The organism is Methylocystis rosea (assembly GCF_003855495.1).
GTDB classification, from domain to species: Bacteria; Pseudomonadota; Alphaproteobacteria; order Rhizobiales; family Beijerinckiaceae; genus Methylocystis; species Methylocystis rosea_A.
This window is the reverse complement of sequence record NZ_CP034086.1, coordinates 1905785-1932569: the sequence shown is the minus strand read 5'-3', so window position 1 is coordinate 1932569 and position 26785 is coordinate 1905785. Positions and strand designations below refer to the sequence as shown.

Here is a 26785-nt window from a genome sequence, read left to right as displayed (position 1 = left end):
GATGACGCCGGTCGAGACATTCAAGGGCAAGCGCGTCGCGCTTTTTGGCCTCGGCGGTTCGGGTCTGTCAACGGCCCGCGCCCTTATCGCCGGCGGCGCGCAGGTCGCCGCCTGGGATGACGGCGAGGCCGGCCGACTCAAGGCCGTCGCGCAAGGCGTAGCGCTCGAGGATCTCGCGGCGGCGGATTGGAGCGGCTTCGACGCGCTCATTCTCTCTCCCGGCGTGCCGCTGACCCATCCCGAGCCGCATTGGACGGTGCAGGCGGCGAAAGCCGCCGGAGTCGAGATCATCGGCGACGTCGAACTGTTCTGCCGCGAACGCGAAGCGCGCGCCGGGGGATCGCCTTTCATCGCCATCACCGGCACAAACGGCAAATCGACGACCACGGCGCTGATCGCGCATATCTTGCGCGAGGCCGGCCGCGACGTTCAGCTCGGCGGCAACATCGGCGTGCCGATTCTCGACCTCGAGCCGCCGTCCGATGAGCGCATTCACGTTATCGAATGCTCGTCGTTCCAGATTGATCTCGCGCCCTCGCTGGCGCCGACCATCGGCGTGCTGATCAACATCACGCCGGATCATATCGATCGTCACGGGACAATCGAAAATTACGCAGCGATTAAGGAGCGGCTCGTCGCCGCGGCGGAAGTGGCTCTGATCGGCGTCGACGACGCCTATTGCCATGCGATCGGCGCGCGCCTCGTTGAAGCCGAGTCCCCCGAGCGGCGCGTCGTGCCCGTCTCCGGGAAGCGTGCGCTCGACTGGGGGTTCTATGTCGAGGATCGAAGCGTTTATTTCCGCGAGCAGGGACATCCGCCCGAGGAAGCTGAGCTGATCGGTTCGCTCGACGGCGCGCGCGCGCTTCGCGGCGCGCATAATGCGCAGAACGCCGCCTTTGCCGCCGCCGCCGCGTGGGAATGCGGATTGGACGACGACGAGATCTTGCGCGGATTGTTGAGCTTCCCCGGCCTGCCGCATCGGATGGAGGAGGTCCGGCGCATCGAGCGCACGCTTTTCGTAAACGACTCGAAGGCGACCAACGCCGACGCCGCCGAAAAGGCCTTGGTGAGCTTTACCGATATCTACTGGATTCTCGGCGGCCGATCGAAAGAGGGCGGCGTCGAACCGCTGCGTCCGCATTTCTCGCGCATCCGCAAAGCCTATCTGATCGGCGAGGCCGCCGAGAATTTTGCGCGCACGCTGGAAGGCGCGCTGCCTTTCGAACATTGCGGAACGCTTGACGTCGCGACGACGCGCGCGGCGCTCGACGCGCTCGCCGAAGGCGCGCCGGAGCCGGTCGTGCTGCTGTCGCCGGCCTGCGCCTCCTATGACCAGTTCGCCAATTTCGAGGCGCGGGGCGACGCGTTTCGCGGCCTCGTCGAAGGGCTTCCCGCCGTGATCGCGGCGCGAAAAGGAGAGCTGACATGATCTCGCGCGCCGAACGATCCTTATTCTCCGACTGGGCGTGGACAGTGGATCGCTGGCTGCTTGCAAGCCTCGCGCTGCTGATCGTCGCGGGACTCGTCTTCGCCATGGCCGGCAGCCCGCCCGTCGCGGAGCGGCTGCATCTGCCGACCTTCCACTTCGTCAACCGGCAAGTGCTGTATCTTCTGCCGGCGCTCGTCTTGATGATTGCGACGTCGTTTCTTTCGCCGCGTCACGTGCGCCGACTGGCGCTGGTGATTTTCGTCGTCTCTCTCGCGCTTGTCTTCGCCACCATCTTCTACGGTCAGGAAGTGAAGGGCGCGAAGCGATGGATCTTCGGCGTTCAGCCGTCGGAATTTTTGAAGCCGGCCTTCGTCGTGCTCGTCGCCTGGGCCTTCTCCGAAGGGGCGCGTCGCAAGGATGTTCCAGGCAATCTGATCGCGCTTCTGCTGCTGCCGATCGCGATCGCGCCGCTGATGCTGCAGCCTGATTTCGGCCAGACGATGCTGATTTCGATTGTCTGGGCGGCGCTGTTTTTCATGGCCGGCTTGCACTGGATCTGGGTTGTCGGTTTGGGCGGGGTTGGCGGCGTCTCGGCGCTGCTCGCCTACAAGTTCGTGCCGCACGTCCACGCGCGTATCGAATCCTTTTTGGAGCCGCCGCCGCCGGTCGCAGGCGTGCCCGCGAATTTCCAGTCGGAGACGGCGCTTGAAAGCTTCATCGCAGGTTCGTGGTTCGGCAAGGGCCCAGGCGAAGGGGTCATCAAGCGAATCCTGCCCGACTCCCACACCGATTTCATCTTCGCGGTCATCGGCGAGGAATTCGGCGTCCTTGTCTGCATCGCGCTTGCCGGGGTCTTCGCCTTCGTCGTGGTGCGGGGGCTGTTTTCGGCGGCGCGCAACAGCGATCCCTTCTGCCGTTTTGCGACGGCGGGACTCGTGATGCTGTTTGGCCTGCAGAGCTGCATCAATATGGCGGTGAACGTGCATCTCATGCCCGCTAAGGGCATGACGCTGCCCTTCGTCTCCTATGGCGGCTCTTCGCTTATTTCGCTGTCGCTCGGCATGGGCTTTCTGCTCGCCGTCACGCGTAAGCGGCCGCGGTCCCGCGTGCTAAGTGAGCTCGCCGCGACGGGCGCGCCCGCCGCCGCGTGATAAAAGCCTCAGTATGATCGATTCGCCGATTCTCCTCGCCGCCGGCGGCACCGGCGGCCATCTTTTTCCGGCCGAGGCGCTTGCGCATGCGCTCGCCGCCCGCGGGCTGGCGGTGGAGCTCGTCACCGAGGAGCGCGCCCTGCGCTACGGCGGCGCCTTTCCGGCGCGAGCCCTGCATGTGATTCCTGCCGGCACGCCGCGGGGCGGCTCGCTGCTCGCCAAGGCTCAGGCGGTCGCGCGTCTTGCCCTTGGAACTGCGCAGGCTGTCGCGCTGCTGCGCCAGGTCAAGCCGGCCGCGGTGATCGGTTTCGGCGGCTACCCGACCGTTCCGCCCTTGCTTGCGGCGTCCTATATCGGCGTGCCGAGCGCTTTGCATGAAGCGAATGGCGTCATGGGCAAGGCCAATCGCTTCCTCGCCGGCCGCGTCGACAGGATCGCCGCCGGCCTGCCGACTCTGGCCGTGCCCGCAGCCTTGCAAAGCAAGGTCGTCGTCACCGGCAATCCCGTGCGTCCCAATGTGCTCGAGGCCGCCAAGACTCCCTATCCTTCGTTCGACGATGGAATGTTCCGGCTGCTCGTCGCCGGCGGCTCTCAGGGCGCCCGCGTTATGGCGGACATCGCGCCGGCGGCCGTCGCGGCGCTCCCCGACGCGCTGCGGGCGAAAATTTCTGTCGTTCAACAGGCGCGTCCCGAAGATATCGCGCGGGTCGAGGCGATCTACGCCGGCGCTGGGGTCGACGCCGAGATTGCGCCCTTTTTCGCCGACTTCCCGGCGCGGCTCGCTGCGGCGCATTTCGTCATCACCCGCGCCGGCGCGTCGACGGTCTCGGAGCTCGCGGTCGTCGGGCGACCGGCGATGCTGGTGCCGTTGCCGCATGCGCTCGACCAGGACCAGGCGGCGAACGCGGCTTTTCTCGAAGCGGCGGGCGGCGCCGAAACCGTGCGCCAGAGCGACTTCACGCCGGAGTTTTTGACGCGGCGGCTTTGTGAACTCATCAATGCGCCGGCGCAACTCGCGACGCGCGCCGAAGCCGCAAAGAGCGTCGGCGTCGCCGACGCCGCCGATCGTCTCGCCGATCTGATCATCGACGTGGCGCGGACAGGCGCTACGAAACGGAGCTAGGATGAAACTGCCGAAAGAGTTGGGCCCGATTCACTTCGTCGGCATCGGCGGCATCGGCATGTCTGGAATCGCCGAAGTGCTGCTCAATCTCGGCTACAAGGTGCAGGGATCTGACGCGGCCGAGAACGCCAACGTCAAGCGTCTCGTCGAAAAGGGCGCGACGATCAGCATCGGACATGACGCGAAAAACCTCGGCGAAGCCGCAGTGGTCGTCGTCTCCACCGCGATCAAGCGCGACAATCCCGAACTTGTCTTGGCGCGCGAAAAACGTCTGCCGGTCGTGCGTCGCGCCGAAATGCTGGCCGAGTTGATGCGCCTCAAGCAATGCGTCGCCATCGCCGGCACGCATGGCAAGACGACGACGACCTCGCTCGTTGCGACGCTGCTCGACGCCGGCGGCCTCGATCCGACCGTGATCAACGGCGGCATCATCAACGCCTATGGCACGAATGCGCGTCTTGGCGCCGGCGACTGGATGGTGGTGGAGGCCGACGAAAGCGACGGCACGTTTCTCAAACTGCCGGCGGACGTCGCCATCGTCACCAATATCGATCCCGAACATCTCGACCATTTCCATACATTCGACGCCATCAAGGAAGCCTTCCGCAACTTCGTCGAGAATATTCCCTTCTACGGCTTCGCGGTGATGTGCCTCGATCATCCGACCGTGCAGGAGCTCGTCGGCCGCATCGAGGACCGCCGCGTCATCACCTATGGCGAAAATCCGCAGGCCGACGTGCGTCTGCTCGACGTCGATCTCGAGGGCGGCGTGTCGAAGTTCAATGTGCTGCTGCGCGACCGCAAGACGTCGCAGGCGATCTATCTCGAAAATCTCGTCCTGCCGATGCCGGGCCATCACAATGCGTTGAACGCGACGGCGGCGATCGCCGTCGCCAATCAGCTCGGCCTGTCGCCCGAACAAATCCGCAAGGCGCTTGCCGGCTTTGGCGGCGTGAAGCGGCGCTTCACCAAGACGGGCGAATGGAACGGCGTGCAGATTTTCGACGACTATGGACATCATCCCGTCGAAATCGCCGCCGTGCTGCGCGCGGCGCGCGCCTCCACCAAGGGCAAGGTCGTCGCGCTGATGCAGCCGCATCGCTATTCGCGGCTGCAGTCGCTTTTCGATGCTTTCGCCACCTGTTTCAACGACGCGGACGTGGTCATCATCGCCGACGTCTATCCGGCGGGCGAACAGCCGATTCCGGGCGCTGATCGCGATGCGCTCGTGTCCGCCATCAAGGCGCATGGCCATCGCCGCGCGATGGGGCTGCCCTCTCCCGAAGTGCTGGCGGCGATGGTTCGCGAGATCGTCGCGCCGGGCGATTATGTCGTGTGTCTTGGCGCCGGCAATATCACGCAATGGGCCTATGCGCTGCCGGAGCAGCTCGCGGCGGGGCAGGGGTGATGGCGTTGGTTTCGCCCCCTCCCTGTCCCTTCCCCGCTAAAGCGGGAGAGGACCCTGACGAGCGGCGTTCGCGGGGCTTGGACGAAACGCGTGGCCCGCTCCCTCTCCCGCGAAGCGGGGGAGGGTTGGACGCTTCGTAGCTCGTGACGAAGTGACGTGAATTATGTGGCATGATTTGACTTCCGCAGGATCGTTACTACAATTGACTACATCGTAGTCAAACCTATCTGGGTCATGAAATCCGCCTCACCCGCGCCGACATCCGTCCGTCTTACCGACGAAACGCGTAAAATCCTCGACGAGGCGGCGCGGCGCACGCGCCGTTCGCGTTCTTATCTCGTTGAGGAAACGCTAAAGCAGTTTCTTCCGCGCATCGTGCAAAAGGAAACCCAGCCTTCGCCGCAAGAGCGCATTCGTCGCCTGAAGGAGCTGGAGGGAATCGGCCACCGGCTTGTCGGACCGCAATCCATTGAGGAGATCGACGCGCGCATCCGTGAATTCCGCGGCGATGAATGAGACGCTTCCGGTCGAAGGCGGGCGGGCCTATTTCGATGCAAACTCGGTCATCTATTTCATCGAGGCGAATCCGGCGTTTTATTCGAAGGTCTCCAGCCTCTGGTACGCCCTCATCGAACGAAACACGACCTTTGTCACGAGTGAAATCTGCGTTGCGGAATGCTTTTACGGCGCCTTCAGACGTCAGAGTCAGGTGCTCGAAAACGGTTACGATCGACTGTTCTTTGAGGAGAGGACCTTCGACATTCGGCCCGTGGACCTCGATACTCTCGTCGGGGCGGCGCGCCTCGGCGCCGATCTCGGCCTAAGACTGATAGACGCGGTGCATTTTCGAACAGCGTTGGCCTCGCAATGCGATATCTTCGTCACGAACGATCGCCGCTTCCGCTCGGGTCATGGCGTGCGTGTCATCCAAATCGCGGAACTGTGACGTAGCGCCGATCAAGCCGAAAGCCGCACATGACCTTCCCCGATATCTCCGCTGATATAACGGCCACGATGCCGCAATTGCGCGGGCGCATCACGGCGAATGAGCCGCTCGCGCCTTACACATGGTTCCGCGTCGGCGGGCCGGCGCAGATCCTGTTCATGCCGGCCGACGAAGCCGATCTCGCCTATTTCCTCGCGCGATTGCCGCGAGAGATTCCCGTATCCGTCGTCGGCCTTGGCTCCAATCTGATCGTGCGCGACGGCGGCGTCGAAGGCGTGGTCATACGCCTGTCGGCCAAGGGTTTTGGCGAGATCGTCGTCGAGGACGGCTGCAGGCTGCGCGTCGGCGCCGCGGTCCCCGACGTGAAGGCCGCGCGCGCGGCCGCCGAAGCGGGCGTTGACGGACTCGCCTTCTATCGCGGCATTCCCGGCGCGATCGGCGGCGCGTTGCGCATGAACGCCGGCGCGCATGGCGGCGAGACCAAGGACGCGCTGATTGAAGCGCGCGGCGTCGACCGCGCCGGCGACGTCCGCGTCTTTGGCGTCGCCGACATGGGCTATTCCTATCGCCATTGTTCCGCCCCCGACGATGTGATCTTCACGCAGGCGCTTTACCAGGGACGTCCCGGCGATCCGGCGACGATCATCGCCGAGATGGATCGCATCACCGCGGCGCGTGAGGCCTCGCAGCCGATCAAGGAAAAGACCGGCGGCTCGACTTTCAAGAATCCTGACGGCCGCAAGGCATGGCAATTGATTGATGCGGCCGGCTGTCGCGGACTCGTCGTCGGCGATGCGCAGGTGAGCGAAATGCATTGCAATTTTCTCATCAATCGGGGGCGTGCGAGCGCCGCCGACATCGAGGCGCTTGGCGAAGAGGTGCGCCGGCGCGTGCGCGAAACGAGCGGCGTCGAACTACATTGGGAAATCAAGCGTATAGGCGTCGCTTGAGATGAATGGCGCCAGAAGATTGCGGAGTCGCTGCTGAGATCTTAGCGTGGACGCTTGAGGAGATTCCCGCCGTGCCGCCTCGAAATAGATCGCACAGATTCTCGGACGCTACTGAAACGGCGGCCACGTCGAAAGGCGGCGACGAGCAAGGACCGAAGAAGAGTCCTTCGGTCAAAGATCGAGTTTCGCCAGCGTCAGGCGCGTTAAGCGACTCATTCTGTCCTTTCGCCACATTCGCCGAATGGGCTTCGGAAGCCGACGAAGCCGCCTATTCGGAACTCTAGTTGGCATTTTTCAAGTCGAGAGCACATGACCAAGCACGTCGCCGTTCTGATGGGCGGACTCTCCGCCGAACGCGAAATTTCCTTGCGCTCGGGCGAAGCCTGCGCGAAAGCCCTCGAAGAGCAGGGATTTCAAGTGTCCCGCGTCGACGCGGGGCATGACGTCGCAAATGTTCTTGCGGCGCTCAAACCCGATGTCGCCTTCAACGCGCTTCATGGCAAGTTTGGCGAGGACGGCTGCATTCAGGGCGCGCTGGAGCTTCTGCGCATCCCCTACACGCACTCGGGCGTGCTCGCCTCTTCGGTGGCGATGAAAAAGGATATCGCGAAGACGGTGATGGCGGCGGCCGGCGTTCCGACGCCAAAAGGGCGCGTTCTGCACAGGCTCGACGCCGCCAAAGCGCACGCGCTGCCCCTTCCATATGTCCTCAAGCCCGTTTCCGAAGGCTCCTCCTTCGGCGTCTTCATCGTCAGCGAGGGCCAAGAGCATCCCCCGCAGGAATTATGGCGTGAGGATTGGACTCATGGCGACATGATGCTCGCGGAGCAGTTCATCGCCGGGCGCGAACTCACATGCGCGGTCATGAACGACAAGGCTCTCGACGTGATCGAAATTCTCGCTGCCGACGGCGGCTGGTACGATTATCACGCGAAATACGCCAAGGGCGGCTCGAAACACGTCCTTCCGGCAAATCTTAAACAGAATATTTACCAAGAGGTCCAACATTTGGCCCTTGAGGCTCACCGAGCTCTCGGCTGTCGCGGCGTAAGCCGCGCGGACTTCCGATACGACGACCGCCCCGGAGGTACGGGCGAGCTCGTCGTATTGGAAGTGAACACGCAGCCGGGAATGACGGAGACCTCGCTCGTGCCAGAAATGGCGGCATACGCAGGTTTTTCATTCGGCGAGTTGGTCAGATGGATGGTGGAAGACGCATCCTGCGATCGTTGAGAGAGTCATTTTCGGCTCGGCACTCGCTCGTCCCCATCGTTCCCGGAGAAGCCCCATACGCCTTGGCGGCGGCCGCCGTTGCGTCCTCCCCGCCGCCGGCAGCCGTTCCCGTCGCCGCGGCGGTCGCTCCGCGCGCGTCGGCGCGAAGAACCCGCGGTGAACGCCTCCTTTCGCGCCTCGCCTTGCTGGGCCGTCCCGGCGTCGGCGCTCTGGCGACGCTAGCGCTCTTCGCCGCGATCGGCGCGGCGGGATTCGTCGAGAACGGCGGCTACGCCGCTCTCGTCGCAAGTGAGGGCGAGCTCTACGACATCGCGGCGCGCGCCGCCGGGTTTCCGATTTCCGCCGTCACCATCACCGGTCAATCGCGTTTGACCGAACGCGAACTTCTCGACGCCGCGGGCGTCGGCCCGCGAAACTCCTTGCCCTTTCTCGATGCGACGGCGGTGCGCGACCGGCTGATGCAGGTCCCCCTCGTCAAAACCGCGCGGGTGATGAAGCTGTATCCCGATCGCTTGGTCGTCGCGATCGAAGAGCGGCAGCCAAGCGCCTTGTGGCAGCGCGACGGACGCGTCGCCGTCATTTCCGAAGACGGCGTGCCGATCGATGAGTTGCGCGACCAGCGCTATCTCGGTTTGCCGTTCGTCGTCGGCGAGGGCGCGCAGAAGCGGCTGCTCGAATTTCTCATGCTGATGACGAAGGCCGGCGACCTTGCGCATCGCATCAAGGCCGGCGTGCTCGTCGCGGGACGCCGCTGGAACTTCGAGGTGACGAATGGCGTCACGGTGAAACTGCCGGAGATTGATCCATCCGGCGCGCTGGAGACGCTCGCGCGGCTGCAGCGAGAGGCGCGGATCCTCGACAAGGACGTCATGTTCATCGACTTGCGCATTCCCGACCGCGTCAGCGTCAGGCTGACCGAAGAGGCCGCTGCGGCGCGCGAAGCGCAGCTTGCGCCGCGCAAGTCGACCAAGAGTGGTGGTTAGCTGCATGATTTCCCCTGGTGTCCCACCGCGCATGAAGCCGCTCTCGCCGCGTCGCTCCGCGACGTTCGCGGCGCTTGACGTCGGCACGTCGAAGATCGCCTGCCTGATCGCTCGGCTGACCCCGCTTGGCGCGGTCGCGCCCGGCGACTGGCGCACGCATCGCGTTCGCGTCGTTGGCATTGGCCATCAGCGCTCTCTGGGCGTGAAGAACGGCCTCGTGGTCGACATGGACGCCGCCGACGCCGCGATCCGGCAAACCGTCGACGCCGCCGAGCGCATGGCCGGCATGCAGGTGGAGCGCGTCCTTGTCACGGCGTCGGGCGGCCGACTGTCCTCGCAGCATTTTCAGGCAAAACGCGTCATCGGCGGCCGGGAAGTCGCCGAACACGACATTCATCGGGTTCTAGAGGCTTCGGCCGCGCATCATCTCGCTCGCGGCCGCGTCGCCGTGCACTCGCTGCCGACGGGCTTTTCGCTCGACGGCGTGTCCGGCATCCGAGAGCCTAAAGACATGATCGGCGAAGAGCTCGCGGTCGATCTCCACGTCGCGACCTGCGATCAGGCCGCCGCCCGCAATCTTCTCGTCGCCGTCGAGCGCAGCCATCTCAGCGTCGAAGCCATGGCCGCCGCGCCTTACGTCGCCGGACTCTCCACGCTCGAGCCGGACGAGGCCGAGATGGGCGTCGTGGTCATCGACATGGGCGCTGGATCCACGTCCGTAGCCGTCTTCGCCAGGGGCGAGATGATTCACCTTGACGCCGTCACGCTTGGCGGCGCCCACGTCACCATGGACATCGCGCGCGGACTCGACGCGCGGCTCTCCGACGCGGAGCGGCTGAAGACCTTTCACGGCTCGGCGATCGCTTCGACATCAGACGAGCGCGAAACCATTTCCTTCGATCACGTCGGCGAGAGCGATCACAAGGCGCATGCGCCTAAATCGCATCTCGTGCGCATCATTCGCCCGCGAATAGAGGAAACGCTGGAGTTCCTGCGCGATCGCTTGGCGAAGGCCGGCCATCCGAGCGGTCCTGGCCGTCGTATCGTGCTGACGGGCGGCGCGAGCCAGCTCACAGGCGTCGCCGAGGCGGCGCGCCGCATTCTCGGCGGACAGGTTCGGGTCGGACGTCCGATCGGTGTCGAGGGCTTGCCGGATTCCTCCAAGAGCCCCGCCTTCGCGGCCGCGGCCGGGCTGCTCGTCTATCCGCAAGTCGCCGCGCACGAATATTTCGAGCCGCGCCGGATCGAGCGCGCGGCGACGGGAACTGACGGATACATCTCGCGCGTAGGGAGATGGTTAAGAGAAAGCTTCTAGTATCGCGTGAAAGTGATTCTTTCGACCCGGCGCGCGCTTCGACACGCCGGGGATGATTGCCAAGGACGACGCGTTCGGCGACCGGGCGTCCAAGGGCGAAGGACAACGGGCGCCGAGTTGTGAACGCATTGGTGAGAGGCCTGGCAGATGACGATCAACCTTAAAGCTCCCGAACTCAGGGAATTGAAGCCCCGCATCATGGTTTGCGGCGTCGGCGGCGGCGGCTGCAACGCCGTCAACAATATGATCACCTCCGGTCTGTCGGGCGTCGATTTCCTTGTCGCCAATACTGACGCCCAGGCGCTCGCGTCGTCGCAGGCCGAGCGAATCATTCAAATGGGCCTGCAGGTGACGGAAGGACTGGGCGCCGGCGCTCAGCCGGAAGTCGGCCGCGCCGCGGCGGAAGAAGCGCGCGAAGAAATTCGCGAGCATCTCTCCGGCGCGCATATGTGCTTCGTCACCGCCGGCATGGGCGGCGGCACCGGCACGGGCGCTGCGCCGGTGATCGCCCAGATCGCGCGCGAAATGGGCATTCTCACCGTCGGCGTCGTCACCAAGCCGTTCCATTTTGAAGGTCAGCGGCGCCTGCGCATCGCCGAATCGGGCATCTCCGAACTGCAAAAATGCGTCGATACGCTGATCGTCATCCCGAATCAGAATCTCTTCCGCATCGCCACGGAGAAGACGACCTTCGCCGACGCCTTCGCCATGGCCGACCAGGTTCTCTATTCGGGAGTCGCGTCGGTTACGGATTTGATGGTCAAGGAAGGCCTCATCAATCTCGATTTTGCTGACGTCCGCTCGATCATGCGTGGCATGGGCAAGGCGATGATGGGCACCGGCGAAGCCACGGGCGAAAATCGCGCCAATCTTGCCGCGGAAGCCGCGATTGCCAATCCGCTGCTTGACGAAGTGTCGATGAAGGGCGCGCGCGGCCTGCTGATCTCGATCACCGGCGGCCACGATCTGACCCTCTACGAAGTCGACGAGGCGGCGAGCCGCATTCGCCAGGAGGTCGACGAGGACGCCAACATCATTCTGGGCGCGACATTCGACTCGTCGCTTGAGGGCGTGGTGCGCGTCTCCGTCGTCGCGACGGGCATCGACCTGACCGCCATCACGGCCGATGATCCGACGAGCGAATCGCGTCTCGCCGAGGCCGCCGAGCGCCTGCGCGCCCAATTGCAGCAGGCGCGCGCTCAGCAGGCGCCGGCCGTCGAGGCCGCGCCGGTCCTGCGTCATCGCGAAGAGCCGCAGGCTGCAGCCGGCTATTATTCTGAGCAGGCGCCGCCGCATGGCATTTATCTCGAGCCGGCGCCGCCGCGTCTCGCCTATGGCGAGCCGAGATTCGAAGCCGAGCGTCACGAAGCGCCGGCGGTCGCCTATGTGCCCCCGGCCCCCGAGCAGCCGCGTGCGCCGCGCATGCCTCAGCTCGAGGATTTTCCCCAGCCCATCCAGGAACAGCTGCGTCAGCAGATGGGCGCTGGCGATCCTCGGCGCAAATCGATCTTCGAGCGCCTCGCCTCCTTCGGGGCGAGCCGACAGGAAGATTCGATGCATGGCGGACCCGCCGCGCCGGCCCCGCGCCCGCAAATGGCTCCCACAGGCCAGCCTTCGGCGACCCACGCCGAATATGGCAAGCGTCCGGCCGCGCCGGCGCCGGTCGGCGCCGGGGGACATGCTGCGCTCGATTCGCATGGTCGTCGCGCCCTGCAGCCGCGCCCGTCCGAGGAGGATCATCTGGAGATCCCGGCCTTCCTGCGTCGCCAAGCCAACCACTGAAACATTCTCGACAATCGGAAAAGGCCCGCCTCGCGCGGGCCTTTTCATTTTGGCCGCCGGGTCTTGTAACAAACTGTAAGAAAGCGTGACTGGAGCGTCGGCGCCCGGATTTGCTATCGTTCGTCCGGGCTTTAGGGGAGGGTTGCGCCATTCGTTCGGATTCACGCCGACCTGCGTTGCGCGCGCGCCGCGCTGCGCGTCCCGGGAGCGCGGCCGCGCCGGCGGTTCAGCAGACGCTCGCACGAAGCTTCACGTTAACCGGCCAGGGCGTGCATGGCGGCCGTCCCGCCAGCATGACGCTCGCGCCTGCCGGCGCTGACGTCGGGATCGTTTTCAGCGTCGCCGGAGCCGATATCGAAGCGCATTGGTCGCGCGTCGACGCATCGACATTGCGCACCCAGCTCGCCGGCGACGGCGCGAGCGTGTCGACCGTCGAGCATGTGATGGCCGCGCTTGGCGCGCTTCGCGTCGACAATGCGCTGGTTTTGCTGGAAGGCGACGAGGTTCCAGCGATGGACGGCTCGGCCCGCGACTTCGTCTCGGCGATCGACGAGGCCGGCGTCGTGGCGCTTGCTGCGCCTCGGCGCGTGTTGCGCGTCGTCACTCCGGCGCGCGTATCCGACGGGGCCGGCTGGGCGGAGCTGCGGCCGGCAGAATCCGGCCTTCATCTGGATGTGGAAATCGCCTTTTCCCGTCCAGTCGGCCGCCAACGCCTGGCGCTTGATCTGACGCCCGAGACGTTCCGGCGCGAACTGGCCGGCGCTCGCAGCTTCGGATTCCTGCGCGACGCCGAGCGGCTGTGGCGTGAAGGTCTGGCGCTCGGCGCCAATCTCGACAACACGCTCGTCTTTGACGCCCGCGCCGCGATCAATTCGCAGGGGGAGCGATTCGCCGACGAATGCGTGCGCCACAAGATGCTCGACGTCGTCGGCGATCTGGCGCTGGCCGGGGCGCCGATCATAGGCGCCTTCCGCTCCTATCGCGGCGGCCATAGCCTCAACCTCGCGCTCCTCGAAGCTGCGGCGCGCGCGGGCGCCCTGGCGCTCGAACTCGACAGCGGGCATAACGAAGGCGTGAGTGCGACAGGCCGAAGCCTGTCGCCATAATCTCGCCAGATCGAAGGTTCTTCTTTCAGCCGACCGCAAAGGCGGGATCGGTGCGCCGCCCGCCGTCAGGGCAGGGCAAGGGCGTCCAGCAACGCCATTTGGCTTTATTGAGGTTAGAGGGCGCCGGGACCGCGCGAGCGTCGCGCAGCGCCGCAATGGGGCAACACATGTCGGTTTTCGATCGTTCAATCAGAGTGTTGGCTTTGGCGTCGGCCTTGTCGATCGGCGCGGCGCCGGCGCGCGCCGACCTCATGGACTCGATCACCAGCGGTTTCGGTCTCTTCGGCGGCGGCGGGACGAAATATCAGACGGAAGTCACGCCAGACATCCCCGCCGAGGATCTCTATAACGCCGGTCTGGCGCGGCTGAAGGCCAAGGACTACGAGGGCGCAGCCAAGAAATTCGGCGAATTGGAAAAGCAATATCCGTCATCGGATTGGTCCCGCAAAGGCTTGCTGATGACCACCTTCGCTCAATACGAGCACCCCAAATATGACGACGCCGTGCAATCGGCGATGCGCTATATCGGCCTTTATCCGAACTCCGCCGATACGCCTTATGTCTACTATCTCGCGGGCATGTCCTTCTATAATCAGGTGCCGGACGTCATGCGCGATCAGCAGTCGGCTGAGAAGGCGCTCGAGGTTTTCACGCAGCTCGTACAGAAATTTCCGAAGTCGGAATATGTGAACGACGCCAAATACAAAATGCAGGTGACGCGAGACCAACTCGCCGCCAAGGAGATGAACGTCGGGCGCTTCTATCTGCTTCGCAAGAACTACCCCGCCGCGATCAACCGTTTCCACGACGTCCTCGGCAAATATCAGATGACGCGTCATACCGAAGAGGCGCTCTATCGTCTCACGGAAGCCTATCTCGCGATGGGCGTCACCAACGAAGCGCAGACGGCCGCCGCCATCCTGGGGCATAATTACCCGGATTCGCAGTGGTATAAGGACGCCCACGCTCTGCTGAAAACGGACGGTCTCGAGCCGCACGAATACACGGATTCATGGCTCTCGAAGATCGGAAAGTCGCTCCACGCGAATCTGGCCGTCCTCCAATAATCGCGCCCGGATAAATGCGCCGGCATGGGCGAGCGCGCGTCGGCCCTCCTCAAGCCTTGCATTCCATAAGTGCCACGCGTGGATCATGCGCGGCCAAATCTCCAGCGTGACCGAAACGTCGGCGGCGCCGGCCGCCGCGGCAAGTCGCGTCGAATCGGCGAGCAGCGTTTCGTTTGAACCCACCTGAATCATGAGGGGCGGCAAGCCGCTCAGATCGCCAAACAGCGGCGAGACGCGCGGGTCATGGCGATCGACTCCGGTCGGGACATAGGCCTGCGCGAGTTCCTCCAGATAGGCCTTATGCAGCAGCGGGTCGGCGTCGTCTTTCGTCGCCAGCGTTTCGCCGGAGAGGGTGAGATCGGTCCAAGGCGAGACGAGCCAGGCGCAGGCAGGGAGCGCCTCCTTGAGGTCGCGCAGCCGCATCAGCAAGGCAAGCGTCAGGCCGCCGCCGGCGCTGTCGCCACCGACCGCGATCTGGCGCGCGGAAAACCCCTGTCCCCGAAGAAATCGCCAGGCCGCGAGCGCATCCTCATAGGCTGCGGGAAACGGATGCTCGGGCGCGAGTCTGAATTCGACGGCAAGCGTGCGGGCGCCCGCGGCGCGTCCGGCTTCAGTAGCCATGCGGCGGTGGCTGACGATCGAGCCGGAGCAGTAGCCGCCGCCATGGAAGAACAGCAGCGCGCGCGACGGGTCGCTCGTTGGCGCGCAAGACCATTCGGCGGCCATGCCGTCGATCGACGCCGGCTCCAACGAGATATCCGGCGCGCTCGGCCAAACGGCGCCGACTTCCTCGATGCGGGCGCGCCGCGCCGGCCAGCCGACGGGTCGCGGTTTTGCGCTCAGCAGCGCGCGAATGTCGTCGATGCCGAGATCGGCCATAAAATCTCCGTTTGGAAAAGGGCGCTGGCGACTATAATCGAGGGCCGTCCGCGCGTCGCCGGCGCGCGGCTTCCGGCGCATGTGCGCGCCCAGGGCATTTGAGCAACGCCCCATGCTGGTCCGTCTTTCCATTCGCGACATCGTGCTGATCGACGCGCTCGACCTCGAGTTCGCGCCGGGTCTGACGACGCTCACGGGAGAGACCGGGGCGGGTAAGTCGATCCTGCTCGACGCCTTCGTGCTGGCGCTCGGGGGGCGGGGCGACGCGTCGCTCGTGCGCGCCGGCTGCGAACAGGGCCAGGTGACGGCGGCGTTCGATACGCCGGCGAATCATCCCGCGCATCTCGCGGCGCGCGAATTCGGCCTCGCGAGCGAGGACGAACTGGTGTTGCGCCGCGTGCAGGCGGCGGACGGGCGCACCCGCGCCTTTGTGAATGATCAGCCGGCGACCGCGCAGGCGCTGCGCGCGATTGGACGCGAACTCGTCGAGATCCACTGTCAGCACGACGAACGCGCGCTCGTCGATCCGAACGCGCATCGCGCGCTCGTCGACGCGCATGGCGGCCTCGTCGCGCAAGCGAATGACGTGCGCGCGCGCTACGGGGCTTGGCAGGCGGCGCGCCGCGCGCTGGCGGAAGAAGACGCGCGCGTCGCCAAGGCGCGCGCCGACGCAGACTATCTGCGCCATGCCCATGCCGAGCTTTCGGAGCTGGCGCCGCAGGAGGGCGAGGAAGAGACGCTCGCCGAACGACGGCTCTTCATGCAGCGCGCCGAAAAGGTCGCTTCGGATATCTCCGACGCGCTCTCGGCGTTTTCAAATGACGGATCACCGGCGCGGGAAATCGCTCAGGCGGCGCGGCGATTGGAGCGGCGTCTGACGCAGGCGCCGCAACTGCTGGACGCGCCTGCGCGCGCCTTGACGCAGGCTGTCGATGCCTTGGGCCTCGCCGAGGAAGCGCTTGAACGCGCGTTGACTGAGACGAAGTTCGATCCGGCGGAATTGGAGCGGGTCGAGGAGCGGCTGTTCGCGCTGCGCGGCGCCGCGCGCAAGCATCAGGTCGCGGTCGCCGACCTTGCGAAGCTTGAAGAAAAATTCGCCAATGACATCGCCGCGCTCGATGCGTCCGAAGCGCGGCTGGTCGCGCTGGGGCGCGCGCTTGCAGACGCGAAGCAGTCCTATGACGAAGCGGCCTCGGCGCTGTCCGCGGCGCGCCGCGCAGCGGCGAAGAAACTCGATGCGCTGGTCGACGCCGAGTTGAAGCCGCTGCGGTTGGAGGGCGCGCATTTCTCGACGCAAGTGACGAGCGACGCCGAGTCCGCAGGGCCGGAAGGAATCGACCGCGTGGAATTCTGGGTGCAGACCAATCCGGGATCGCGTCCGGGACCGTTGACGAAAGTCGCGTCGGGCGGCGAACTCGCGCGCTTCATGCTGGCGCTGAAGGTCGTTCTTGCGGACCGCGGCTCGGCCCCGACGCTGGTTTTTGACGAGATCGACACGGGGGTCGGCGGCGCCGTGGCCGACGCCATCGGTCAGCGGCTGGCGCGTCTCGCCGCGCGCGCGCAGGTGCTCGCCGTCACCCATGCGCCGCAGGTCGCCGCGCGCGCCGGCCAGCATCTGCGCATCAGCAAGGGCGCGCCGGCGAAGACCGGCAAGGACAAGCGGGTCGCGACGAGCGTCGCCGTGCTTGCCGAGGGCGAGCGGCGCGAGGAGATCGCCCGCATGCTGTCGGGCGCCGCCATCACCGAAGAAGCGCGCGCCGCCGCAGCGCGGCTGCTGGAAGGGGCGGGGTAGGAGCCTTTCGTTGCCTCCTGTCCCGCGCTGGCCTAAGAGAGTGCGCCATGCAGAATGCGCCTTTGCTCATGCCCGCCGCGGACACGCTTGCCGAATTGCGCGACGAGATCGACCGGATCGATCGCGACATGCATCGGCTGTTGATGCAGCGCGGCGAGATCATCGACCGGCTGATCGCCGTGAAGCGCGCGCAGGGCGTCGGCTGCGCCTTTCGACCCGATCGCGAGGCGCAGATGATGCGCGCGCTGGTCGAGCGTCACCAGGGGCTCCTGCCGCTCGACGCCGTCGAAGGCGTTTGGCGCGTCATCGTCTCAACCTTCACCTATGTGCAGGCGAATTATTCGGTGCATGCCGACGACAGCGGCGGCGACGCGCAGATGCGCGATTCGGCGCGCTTCCACTTCGGGTTCACCGTTCCCTATGTCGCGCATCACGGCGCTGGCGCGGTGATCGAAGCGGTCGCCGCCTCGACCGGCGATCTGGGGATCTTGCGCGCGACGGGCGGCCTGTCGGATGGCGCCTGGTGGATGCGCCTCGTTGGCGAAGGCGCCCCCAAGATCATCGCGCGCCTGCCTTTCGTCGAGCGGCCCAATCATCCTGCGGGTCTGCCGATGTTCGTCGTCGCGCGGCTTCCGGCCGACGCAATGGCGCATGGCGTGACGCTTTATGCGGTCGGCCTCGCGCGCTGGACGCACGCGCTGCCCGCCGCTTTCCAGACGCTCAAAGGCGAAATCCTCGCGAGCGCCCCCCATCCGGAAGGGCTCGCGCTGCTTGTCGCGGCCGCCGGCGACGCTGACGCCCAGTCCTTCGCCAAAGCGTTGGCGGAAGCGGGGGTGGAGGGCGCGCGCGTAGACGTGATCGGCAGCCACGCGATGCGCTTCCAGCTCAACGACGCGCGCAGCGGCGTCTTCGCGCCAGGCGATTGATCACATGACCAAGCCCACCCCCCGTTCAACCGTTCTCGCGATCGACGCTTACGTGCCCGGCAGGAGCGCCGCGCCGGGCGCCGCGCGCGTGTTCAAATTGTCGGCCAACGAAACGCCGCTCGGCCCATCTCCGCGCGCCATAGAGGCCCTGCGCGGCATGGCGGACCATATGGCGCTTTATCCCGAAGGTTCGTCGCGCGCCCTGCGCGAGGCGATCGGCGCGCGTTACGCGCTGAACTCGGACCGGATCATCGCCGGCGCCGGCTCGGACAATCTTCTGGAGCTGCTTGCGCTCGCCTACATCGGGCCCGGAGACGAGGGCGTCTACAGCCAGCATGGGTTCCTTGAATATAAGATCGTCACGCTCGCCGCGGGGGGAACGCCGGTTGTCGCTCCCGAGACGAACTACACAGCGGAAGTTGACGCGCTGCTTGCCTGTGTGAGCGAGAGAACAAAGATCGTTTTCCTCGCCAATCCGAATAATCCGACCGGCACTTTCCTGACCGCGAATGAAGTCTCGCGGCTGGCGCGTTCGCTGCCCGCGCATGTGCTGCTCGTGCTCGACTCCGCCTATGCCGAATATGTCCTGCGCGAGGATTATGAAGCGGGCGTCGCGCTGGTCGATGCGCATGAAAATGTCGTGATGACCCGCACCTTCTCGAAAATCTACGGCCTCGCGGGCCTGCGCGTTGGCTGGGCCTACGGACCCGCGCATGTGATCGACGCGCTGAACCGAATCCGCTCGCCCTTCAATGTCTCGAGCGCGGGTTCAGTCGCGGCGATCGCCGCGCTGTCGGATCGCGCGCATCTCGAGGCGGCGATCGCGCATAATGACCGCTGGCTGCCGTGGCTCTCGCGAGAAATTTCCGCGCTCGGCCTCGACGTTCTGCCGAGCGTCGCCAATTTCGTCGCCATACGTTTCCCTAACGCGCCGGGATTGACGGCCCTCGACGCCGACCGCTTCCTCATGTCGCGCGGCCTGGTGCTGCGCGCCATCGGCGCCTATGGCATGGGGGAGTTCCTGCGGCTCACGGTCGGCGCGCAGGAGGCGAATGAGCGCGTCGTCGAAGCGCTTGCTGAATTCATGCAGAGCGCCCGCGTGCGGCAAGACGCGCAAGCAGGCGTTCATGGCTGATCCTGCTTGTGAACGCCTGGCGCTGATCGGCGTCGGGCTCATCGGCTCGTCGATCGCGCGCGCGGCGCGCCAATTCGGCGCGGCGCGGCATGTCGCGGTGATGGATTCATCGCCTCAGGTCGTCAGACGCGCCAGCGAACTCGGTCTCGCCGACGTTGCGACACAGGATTATGCGCAGGCGGTGGGTGGAGCCGATCTCGTCATCGTGTGCACGCCTGTCGGCGCTTGCGGCGACGTTGCGCAAAGCCTCGCGCCGCATCTGCAAAAGGGCGCCGTTCTTTCCGACGTCGGCTCGGTGAAAGGCGCCGTCGTCGCGCAGATGGCGCCGCATCTTACCGAACCCGCGCGCTTCATTCCCGCCCATCCGATCGCCGGCACGGAGTTCTCCGGACCGGACGCGGGATTCGCCACGCTGTTTCAAAATCGATGGTGCATTCTCACGCCGCCCGACAACGCCGACGCCGCAGCCGTGGAAAGGCTGACGAAGTTCTGGATGCGTTTGGGCGCCAACGTCGAGACGATGAGCGTCGCGCATCATGACGCCGTGCTCGCGCTCACCAGCCATCTGCCGCATCTCATCGCTTATAACATCGTCGGCACGGCGGATGACTTCGGCGATGAGACGCGTTCCGAGGTCATCAAATTCTCAGCGTCCGGCTTTCGCGATTTCACGCGCATCGCCGCGTCGGATCCCATCATGTGGCGCGACATTTTCCTCGCCAATAAGGACGCCGTCCTGCAGATGCTGGGACGCTTCAACGAAGATCTCAGCGTGCTGCAGCGGATGATCCGGCGGGGCGACGGGGAGGGGCTGCTGGAATTCTTCTCCCGCACCCGCGACATCCGCCGCTCGATCATCGAGCAGGGGCAGGACACGGCAGCGCCCGACTTCGGAAGGCGAGCGGAAGGGCGGTGAAAACCGTCTCTCCACGGCCGCGGTCTATACGGGAATCACATATGACCGAGTCGAATTTCGACGCGCTGCGCGCCGCTTTCGAAAACGCCGTTCCCGGCTATGACGCGCTGCGACGCAAACTCATTCCACATTTCGACGCCTTCTACGGGACCACGCTCGACCTTCTCGAAGAGGCCGTCGGCCAAGGAGAATTTCGATGCGTCGACCTTGGCGTCGGCACCGGTCTCTTGTCGGAAATGATTCTCAAGCGGTTTCCCCGCGCGCAGGTCGAAGGCGTCGATCTCGCGCCGAGGATGCTCGATGCGGCGCGCGAACGGCTCGCGGTTTACGGCGCGCGCCTGCGCCTGTCGCTCGCGGACTATGCAACCGCGCCGCTCCCTGGGCCGCTCGACGCCGTCGTCTCGGCGCTCTCCATCCACCATCTCGATCACGAGGCGAAGCGCCGACTCTTCCGGCGGATTCATGATGCGCTGCGACCCGGCGGCGTGTTCCTCAACGCCGACCAGTCGCTCGGCGCGATGCGCGAAATCGAGGACGCCTATCAGCGCCGCTGGGAAGCGGATGTCCGAGGGTCAGGAATCGCCGCCGATGATTTCGCGGCGGCGAGAAAGCGCACGGAGCTCGATCGCAGCGCGACCTTCGCCGATCAGATCGCCTGGCTCGAAGACGCGGGATTCCGCTATGCCGACATCGGCTGGAAGCGCCACCGCTTTACGGTGTTTTACGCGCGGCGCTAGCGTCGTTTTTCGGCGCTTGGCCGATGCGCAAGGCGTCGCCGGCGTTGCGCGAGATTAATTGCTGCAGCTTGCCGGAAATGGCCGCCAACACCCACGGCAGCTGAACGTCGATGCGCAGCAAATCCTTCAGCACCGTGATCTGCGCCGTCGCCGTCTGGCCGAGCGCCGTCACGCGAACCGTTCCGACGTCGCCGGCCCAGGTGACTTCGGAATGCGCGACCTTGTCCACATATTCGCGTTGCATCCTTGCCAGCTGTTCGGAGACTCGGGCTTTCGCCGCTTCGACGCCGAGATCATGCGGCACTGTGACGGTGATGGCGTTCGACATTGGCTTCCTCCACTCGCCCCAATGTAGGCGCCCCTCTGCAGGATTAGAAGAATGGCGCGGCTAAAGGCGATGATGAGGACGACGATCTCTCGCGAGCTTGTGCGCTGTACGGTCGAGGTTGCGCTCGTTCTGGCGTTGAGCGGTGTCGCAACTTCCGCTGGGGCGCTCGACGCGCCGACGCCGCCACGACGACCGGCGTTTCAGACCATCCCCCTACCGGAGGCAAAGCCTGCCGTTGGCGCCAAGCCGCAGCAAGTGGAGCCCCATCCCCCCGAGGATTGCATGGCGAATCTGGGCGCGGCTGGCGTCGCTTTCGAACCCGCCGAAGCGCCTGCCGGCGCGCTTGACGGGTGCGCGATCGAGGCGCCGGTCCGTCTTCTTTCAGTCACGGTCGGCGTACGGCGCGTCGCGCTCAATGCTAAGCCGCTGCTGGGTTGCGCCTTCGCGCTACAATTTTCCGATTACGTGAAAAATCTGCTGGCGCCGCTCGGCCCCGGGACGATGGGCGCGTCGCTCGTCGCGATTGACACAGGTCCAGGCTACGAATGCCGCGGCCGCAATCATGATAACGGGGCCAAGTTGAGCGCGCACGCCAAAGGGCTCGCTCTTGATGTCGGCGCATTTGTTTTCTCGGACGGTCGAAAGATCGCCGTCGACGCTCAGCCGGATCCTCAATCGACAGCTTACGTCAAGGCGCTAAGAACGGCGGCTTGCGGCTGGTTCACCACGATACTTGGACCTGGATCAGATCCCTATCACGCAAGCCATCTTCATTTCGACGTCGAGCGCCATGGATCGAATGGCAGCTATCGCATTTGTCAGTGAGCGCGCGCTCCGGGCCTTCGCCTGCTGTCAATTCGCCGATGCGAGTAGGCCGAGGCGCGTCAGCTCATGCTCGCGAATGTTGCGGGTGATCGGATAATAGCCGCCCTTCTTCGCCTGCGTCTGACCATCTCTCGAAAGAACATATTTGACGAATTCGCCGCTGAGCGTGTCGATCGGCTTCTTTGGGTCCTTCATCAGGTAAATAAAGAGACCCCGCGCCAGCGGATATTTGCGCGAATACGTGTTGTCGAAGGAGGCGTCATAGCAGCTTTTGCCCGACGACAGCGGAACCGCGCGAACCCCCGCCGTCTTGTAGCCGATGCCGGAATAGCCCATCGCGTATTTGTCCTTCGTCACTTCGCTGACGACGGCTTCAGAGCCAACCTGCATTTGTACGGTGTCTTTGAAGTCGGCGCCGGCGAGGGCGTGCTGTTTGAAATATTTATAGGTGCCGGACAAAGCATTTCGACTCTGCAGAGCAATGGGCTTAGCCGCCCATTCGCCGGTGAGGCCAAGTTCGCCCCAGGTTAGGATGCTCTTGCCGCCGCCGCTTTTCGGGTCGGCGGCGAAAACCCGCTCAATCTGCTCCATGTTGATGCATTGGAGCGGGTTGTCCTTGTGGACGTATATCGCCAAGGCGTCGATCGCGACCAGAACCGCCGTCGGCTTGTAGCCATATTTCGCCTGGAAGGCCCCGATTTCATCGGGGTTCATCTGCCGCGACATCGGCCCAAGCTGGGATTCTCCCGAGAGGAGCGCCGGCGGCGCCGTGTTCGAACCCTTGCCGACAAGTTCGATCGACACATTTGGGTAGATCGCTTGAAACCCTTCGGCCCAGAGCTCCATTTCGTGATGCATCGTGTCCGAGCCGACCGACCTCAATTTTCCCGAAAGTCCGTTGACGACCTTGTAGGGGGAGAGCTCCAGATCGAGCGCAACAGCGCCGGCGGCCAAAACTACGAAAGCCGCGACGGCGGCGGAGAGGGCGCGCAGTTTCATGGCTTTTCTCCGTTGCATCAAAATCATTGCGGCCGAAACCACCTCGCCGCGTCAAGCGCGCGATCGACGTGGAGACGGCGTGGGAACGCCCGCCCGAATGTTGTGTGAGACGCTCTTGCTTTCGCCGCAATTTCGCTCGGCGAAATGACAGGCTCATGACGCCTATGCGACAGGACGGCCGCGCAACGTGCAGTCGAAAAAAAGCGCAAAAAAAACCGGAAGGCGAGGCGTCGCCTTCCGGTTTGACGTGATGTGGCCGCAGCGCGAAGGCGCGGCGGCCGCGTCTTTTCGTCAGTAGCTGTAATACATGTCGAATTCGACCGGATGCGGCGTCATCTCGAAGCGCATCACGTCCTGCATCTTGAGGTCGATGTAGGAGTTGATGAAGTCCTCGTTGAAGACGCCGCCGACCGTCAGATAGGCGTGGTCGGCCTTGAGATTATCGAGCGCTTCGCGCAAGCTGCCGCACACCGTCGGGATGGCCTTCAATTCTTCCGGCGGCAGATCGTAGAGATCCTTGTCGGCCGGTCCGCCCGGATCGATCTTGTTGGCGATTCCGTCGAGGCCCGCCATCAGCATGGCGGCGAAGGCCAGATAGGGATTCGCCGTCGGATCGGGGAAACGAACTTCGACGCGCTTCGCCTTCGGGTTGGAGCTGAAGGGGATGCGGCACGACGCCGAACGATTGCGCGACGAATAGGCGAGCAGCACCGGCGCCTCATAGCCCGGAACCAGACGCTTATACGAATTGGTCGACGGGTTGGTGAAGGCGTTCAGCGACTTCGCATGCTTGATGATGCCGCCGATGTACCACAGGCACTCCTGAGAGAGGCCTGCGTATTTGTCGCCCGCGAAGACCGGCTTGCCGTCCTTCCAGATCGACTGATGGACATGCATGCCCGAGCCGTTGTCGCCGAAAACCGGCTTCGGCATGAAGGTCGCCGACTTGCCGTAGGAATGCGCCACCTGATGGATCGCATACTTGTAGATCTGCAGGTGGTCGGCGACCGTGACGAGCGTCTCGAACTTCAGACCGAGTTCGTGCTGGGCGGAGGCGACTTCGTGATGGTGCTTCTCGACCTTGACGCCCATGGCCGCCATGGCGGCGAGCATCTCGCCGCGCATGTCCTGTCCGGCGTCGACCGGCGGCACCGGGAAGTAGCCGCCTTTGGTGCGCACGCGGTGGCCGAGGTTGCCGCCCTCATAGGCCGTGCCGCTATTGGAGGGCAGCTCGGTCGAATCCAGCGTGAAGCCCGTATCGTAGGGCTCGGCTGAAAAGCGCACGTCGTCAAAGACGAAGAATTCGGCCTCAGGACCAAAAAAGGCCGTGTCGCCGACGCCGGTCGATTTCAGATGCTCCATCGCCTTCTTGGCCATGCCGCGCGGGTCGCGGTTGTAGGGCTGGCCTGTCGCGGGCTCTACGACGTCGCAGACGACGGAGAGCGTCGACGCCGCGAAGAAGGGATCCACGGAGATGGAATCCAGATCCGGAAGGAGCGTCATGTCCGATTCATTGATCGCTTTCCAGCCGGCGATCGACGAGCCGTCGAACATGATGCCTTCGGTCAAAGCTTCTTCATCGACAATCGAAACGTCGAACGTCACATGCTGCCACTTGCCGCGCGGGTCGGTAAAACGGAAATCGACGTATTTAACGTCGTTATCCTTGATCTGCTTAAGAACGTCCTTGGCCGTTGTCATGTGGTTCGATGCCTCTCTTTGCTGATCTTGCTGTTTAGCTGTTTTCGAATTGGGCGCGGCGGAGCGTCGAAAGATGTTGGCGAGAAAGCTCATGGGGCGGGGGCTCAGTGCTAGATGGCGTCCGCGCCGGTCTCGCCGGTGCGAATTCGGATCGCGCCTTCGACGTTTGAAACAAAAATCTTGCCATCGCCGATTCGGCCCGTCTGCGCAGCCGTGCGAATGGCCTCGACGGCGCGCTCCACGGCGTCGTCCGCGAGAACGATCTCTATTTTAACTTTCGGAAGGAAATCAACGACATACTCAGCGCCGCGATAGAGCTCAGTGTGCCCTTTTTGACGGCCAAAACCCTTCGCCTCGGTGACCGTGATGCCCTGGAGGCCCGCCGCCTGCAGCGCTTCCTTCACTTCATCGAGCTTGAACGGCTTAATGATCGCCTCAACCTTTTTCATCAAATCCCCCGCGCGCTTAGCTTAAGCCCCGGCCCGCTAGCGACTTTGGCTCTGCTGAAGAGCCGTCGAGCTTCTAACATTGCCGCCTTGGCCGCGCCATGGCCAAAGTTCCGGCGCCCAACTTAGGCTTGGCGCCTCTGAGATATACTGTATGCTCTTAAATTAAGCGATAAGCCTATTGTCTAGGCGATGCTGCGATCGTCGATGACCGCGGGCAGGTCTTCCCGGGCCCCCCATTCCGACCAGGAGCCGTCATACACCGTAGCCGGCGGTCGGCCCGCTGCGGCGAGCGCGAGGCTGACGATGCAAGCGGTGAGCCCGGAGCCGCAGGTGGCGATGACCGGCGCGTCGGGATTGACGCCCGCGGAGGAAAAGGCCGCTTCGAGTCCGAGCTTGTCTTTCAGTCTCCCGCCTTCGAGGACATTGCCGAATGGAAGGTTCAGCGCGCCGGGCATGTGGCCGGAGCGCAGGCCCGGGCGCGGCTCAGGCGCCCATCCGTGGAAACGCTCCGCGCCGCGCGCGTCGACCACCTGCGGCCCGCCGAGATCAAGCGCGCGCCGCACGGCCGGCGCGTCGGCGACCAGACTCGCGTCGAAATGGGGCGTAAACGCCGCCGGCGCTCGCCTGCGCGCCTCTCCCTGCTGGAGCGGACGCCCTTCGGCCTGCCACGCGGGAAGGCCGCCCGCAAGGATCGAGACCCTTTCCACGCCGAAGACAGTAAAAGTCCACCAGAGACGCGGCGCGGAAAATATGCCGACGCTGTCATAGACGATCGCCTGCATGCCGTCGCCGAATCCGAGCCGGCGCATCTCCGCCGCGAAGACTTCGGGCTTGGGCAGCATATGCGGCAGGTCGGTGGACGGATCGGCGACGGCGTCTATATCAAAGAATTGCGCGCCGGGTATGTGCCCCGCAAGGAACTCGGCGCGCGCGTCGCGGCCGGTCGCCGGCATGTGCCACGACGCGTCGAAGACAACGAGATCGGGCGCGTCGAGACGTTCGGCGAGCCACGCGGCGGACACGAAAAGAGAGGCGGGGTCGATTATACGCGTCATGGCTCGGCTCGCTGATCCTGACGCTGCTTGCATCCGGCGGTGCGGCGTTCACAATACGCCGATTCGATTCTCACGCCATCAGGCGCTTGACCGACATGCTCGACATTCCAGGCAAGGCCTGCGGCTCCTGCTACTTCTGCTGCAAGGTTCTTGAAATCGAAGAGTTCAAGAAGCCCGCAGGCAAGCTCTGCGAGCATTGCGCGCTGACGGGCGGCTGCGGCGTTTATGACACGCGTCCGGACGTGTGTCGCGACTACTACTGCCGATGGAAAGATGAGCGCAGCTTTACTTCCCAACTGCGGCCCGACAAGGTCGGCACGCTGCTGATGGACGACCCCGACAGCGACGAATACCACGCGGTCTGCGACCCGGAAAAGCCGTTTTCCTGGCGCAATCCTCTCATATTCAAGCATCTTGTCGCCGAGGCGAAGGCGGGACGGCTCGTAGTCGCAAAGGCGGGGTTGCGGGCATGGCGCATTTTCGAAGACGGACATTGGCAAGAATGGGCCTGAGCCTCACAGCCGCGCACGCCATGAATTCGACCGAGAGG

The 26785-nt window shown here is 64.6% G+C and carries 26 protein-coding genes; 20 read left to right on the top strand and 6 right to left on the bottom strand.

Annotated features, from left to right (window positions below; all coding sequences use genetic code 11):
- The first annotated feature begins 1 nt into the window (after nt 1).
- From murD to EHO51_RS09340, 13 genes are all read left to right on the top strand, one after another.
- On the top strand, nt 2-1429 hold the full coding sequence (murD, locus tag EHO51_RS09400) for a UDP-N-acetylmuramoyl-L-alanine--D-glutamate ligase (RefSeq protein WP_124738668.1): 1428 nt from the start codon (nt 2-4) through the stop codon (nt 1427-1429).
- A complete protein-coding gene (locus tag EHO51_RS09395) occupies nt 1426-2580 on the top strand; it encodes an FtsW/RodA/SpoVE family cell cycle protein (RefSeq protein WP_124738667.1) in 1155 nt (384 codons plus the stop codon). Before murD ends, EHO51_RS09395 begins: the two co-directional genes overlap by 4 nt.
- A gap of 13 nt (nt 2581-2593) precedes the next feature.
- Nucleotides 2594-3703 carry an undecaprenyldiphospho-muramoylpentapeptide beta-N-acetylglucosaminyltransferase gene (murG, locus tag EHO51_RS09390; RefSeq protein WP_124738666.1) on the top strand — a complete coding sequence of 370 codons (1110 nt, stop codon included), beginning with the start codon at nt 2594-2596 and terminating at the stop codon, nt 3701-3703.
- A 1-nt stretch (nt 3704) separates the two neighbouring features.
- Complete coding sequence (gene murC / locus EHO51_RS09385; RefSeq protein ID WP_124738665.1) at nt 3705-5111, top strand: UDP-N-acetylmuramate--L-alanine ligase; 1407 nt, start codon at nt 3705-3707, stop codon at nt 5109-5111.
- A gap of 234 nt (nt 5112-5345) precedes the next feature.
- Complete coding sequence (locus EHO51_RS09380) at nt 5346-5627, top strand: ribbon-helix-helix protein, CopG family (protein WP_124738664.1); 282 nt, start codon at nt 5346-5348, stop codon at nt 5625-5627.
- Nucleotides 5620-6057 carry a type II toxin-antitoxin system VapC family toxin gene (locus EHO51_RS09375; protein WP_124738663.1) on the top strand — a complete coding sequence of 146 codons (438 nt, stop codon included), beginning with the start codon at nt 5620-5622 and terminating at the stop codon, nt 6055-6057. Before EHO51_RS09380 ends, EHO51_RS09375 begins: the two co-directional genes overlap by 8 nt.
- Nucleotides 6058-6086: 29 nt before the next feature.
- On the top strand, nt 6087-7007 hold the full coding sequence (gene murB, locus EHO51_RS09370) for a UDP-N-acetylmuramate dehydrogenase (protein WP_124738662.1): 921 nt from the start codon (nt 6087-6089) through the stop codon (nt 7005-7007).
- Nucleotides 7008-7316: 309 nt separating this feature from the next.
- A complete protein-coding gene (locus EHO51_RS09365; RefSeq protein ID WP_124738661.1) occupies nt 7317-8240 on the top strand; it encodes a D-alanine--D-alanine ligase in 924 nt (307 codons plus the stop codon).
- Nucleotides 8241-8422: 182 nt separating this feature from the next.
- On the top strand, nt 8423-9223 hold the full coding sequence (locus EHO51_RS09360; protein WP_245434535.1) for a cell division protein FtsQ/DivIB: 801 nt from the start codon (nt 8423-8425) through the stop codon (nt 9221-9223).
- Nucleotides 9224-9254: 31 nt separating this feature from the next.
- Nucleotides 9255-10538 carry a cell division protein FtsA gene (ftsA, locus tag EHO51_RS09355; protein ID WP_432431905.1) on the top strand — a complete coding sequence of 428 codons (1284 nt, stop codon included), beginning with the start codon at nt 9255-9257 and terminating at the stop codon, nt 10536-10538.
- Nucleotides 10539-10685: 147 nt separating this feature from the next.
- Nucleotides 10686-12320 carry a cell division protein FtsZ gene (gene ftsZ / locus EHO51_RS09350; protein ID WP_124738658.1) on the top strand — a complete coding sequence of 545 codons (1635 nt, stop codon included), beginning with the start codon at nt 10686-10688 and terminating at the stop codon, nt 12318-12320.
- A 176-nt stretch (nt 12321-12496) separates the two neighbouring features.
- On the top strand, nt 12497-13426 hold the full coding sequence (gene lpxC, locus EHO51_RS09345; protein ID WP_124738657.1) for a UDP-3-O-acyl-N-acetylglucosamine deacetylase: 930 nt from the start codon (nt 12497-12499) through the stop codon (nt 13424-13426).
- 167 nt (nt 13427-13593) lie between these two features.
- Nucleotides 13594-14493 (top strand): outer membrane protein assembly factor BamD, encoded by a 900-nt coding sequence (locus EHO51_RS09340; protein ID WP_124738656.1) that lies wholly within the window; start codon nt 13594-13596, stop codon nt 14491-14493.
- Here the strand turns inward: EHO51_RS09340 and EHO51_RS09335 are convergent.
- Nucleotides 14437-15372: an alpha/beta hydrolase gene (locus EHO51_RS09335; protein ID WP_124738655.1), complete on the bottom strand. Its 936-nt coding sequence runs from the start codon at nt 15370-15372 to the stop codon at nt 14437-14439. The genes EHO51_RS09340 and EHO51_RS09335 overlap by 57 nt on opposite strands.
- Before the next feature lie 112 nt (nt 15373-15484).
- Between EHO51_RS09335 and recN the strand changes: the two genes are divergently transcribed.
- From recN to EHO51_RS09310, 5 genes are read left to right on the top strand one after another with little or no spacing between them, the layout of a single operon-like run.
- On the top strand, nt 15485-17164 hold the full coding sequence (gene recN / locus EHO51_RS09330; RefSeq protein WP_124738654.1) for a DNA repair protein RecN: 1680 nt from the start codon (nt 15485-15487) through the stop codon (nt 17162-17164).
- A 47-nt stretch (nt 17165-17211) separates the two neighbouring features.
- Nucleotides 17212-18090 carry a chorismate mutase gene (locus EHO51_RS09325; protein ID WP_124738653.1) on the top strand — a complete coding sequence of 293 codons (879 nt, stop codon included), beginning with the start codon at nt 17212-17214 and terminating at the stop codon, nt 18088-18090.
- A 4-nt stretch (nt 18091-18094) separates the two neighbouring features.
- Nucleotides 18095-19225, top strand: a complete 1131-nt coding sequence (hisC, locus tag EHO51_RS09320; protein WP_124738652.1) for a histidinol-phosphate transaminase — start codon at nt 18095-18097, stop codon at nt 19223-19225.
- Nucleotides 19218-20141 carry a prephenate/arogenate dehydrogenase family protein gene (locus EHO51_RS09315; RefSeq protein WP_124738651.1) on the top strand — a complete coding sequence of 308 codons (924 nt, stop codon included), beginning with the start codon at nt 19218-19220 and terminating at the stop codon, nt 20139-20141. Before hisC ends, EHO51_RS09315 begins: the two co-directional genes overlap by 8 nt.
- A 41-nt stretch (nt 20142-20182) precedes the next feature.
- Nucleotides 20183-20878 carry a class I SAM-dependent methyltransferase gene (locus tag EHO51_RS09310; RefSeq protein WP_124738650.1) on the top strand — a complete coding sequence of 232 codons (696 nt, stop codon included), beginning with the start codon at nt 20183-20185 and terminating at the stop codon, nt 20876-20878.
- On the opposite strand, the gene EHO51_RS09305 is transcribed toward EHO51_RS09310, so the two are convergent.
- On the bottom strand, nt 20853-21206 hold the full coding sequence (locus EHO51_RS09305) for a polyhydroxyalkanoic acid system family protein (RefSeq protein ID WP_124738649.1): 354 nt from the start codon (nt 21204-21206) through the stop codon (nt 20853-20855). The two genes, EHO51_RS09310 and EHO51_RS09305, sit on opposite strands and share 26 nt — an antisense overlap.
- A gap of 51 nt (nt 21207-21257) precedes the next feature.
- Between EHO51_RS09305 and EHO51_RS09300 the strand changes: the two genes are divergently transcribed.
- Entirely contained in the window at nt 21258-22031 is a 774-nt protein-coding gene (locus EHO51_RS09300; RefSeq protein ID WP_124738648.1) for an extensin-like domain-containing protein, read from the top strand.
- A gap of 27 nt (nt 22032-22058) precedes the next feature.
- Here EHO51_RS09300 and EHO51_RS09295 read toward each other — a convergent pair whose 3' ends face one another.
- From EHO51_RS09295 to sseA, 4 genes are all read right to left on the bottom strand, one after another.
- Entirely contained in the window at nt 22059-23030 is a 972-nt protein-coding gene (locus tag EHO51_RS09295; protein ID WP_124738647.1) for a PstS family phosphate ABC transporter substrate-binding protein, read from the bottom strand.
- 291 nt (nt 23031-23321) lie between these two features.
- Nucleotides 23322-24731: a type I glutamate--ammonia ligase gene (gene glnA / locus EHO51_RS09290; protein WP_026223046.1), complete on the bottom strand. Its 1410-nt coding sequence runs from the start codon at nt 24729-24731 to the stop codon at nt 23322-23324.
- Between the two features lie 110 nt (nt 24732-24841).
- Nucleotides 24842-25180 carry a P-II family nitrogen regulator gene (locus tag EHO51_RS09285; protein WP_014890136.1) on the bottom strand — a complete coding sequence of 113 codons (339 nt, stop codon included), beginning with the start codon at nt 25178-25180 and terminating at the stop codon, nt 24842-24844.
- Nucleotides 25181-25362: 182 nt separating this feature from the next.
- Nucleotides 25363-26235 (bottom strand): 3-mercaptopyruvate sulfurtransferase, encoded by an 873-nt coding sequence (gene sseA / locus EHO51_RS09280; RefSeq protein WP_124738646.1) that lies wholly within the window; start codon nt 26233-26235, stop codon nt 25363-25365.
- Between the two features lie 95 nt (nt 26236-26330).
- On the opposite strand from sseA, the gene EHO51_RS09275 reads away from it, so the two are divergent.
- On the top strand, nt 26331-26747 hold the full coding sequence (locus EHO51_RS09275) for a hypothetical protein (RefSeq protein ID WP_018408820.1): 417 nt from the start codon (nt 26331-26333) through the stop codon (nt 26745-26747).
- Nucleotides 26748-26785 lie beyond the last annotated feature (38 nt).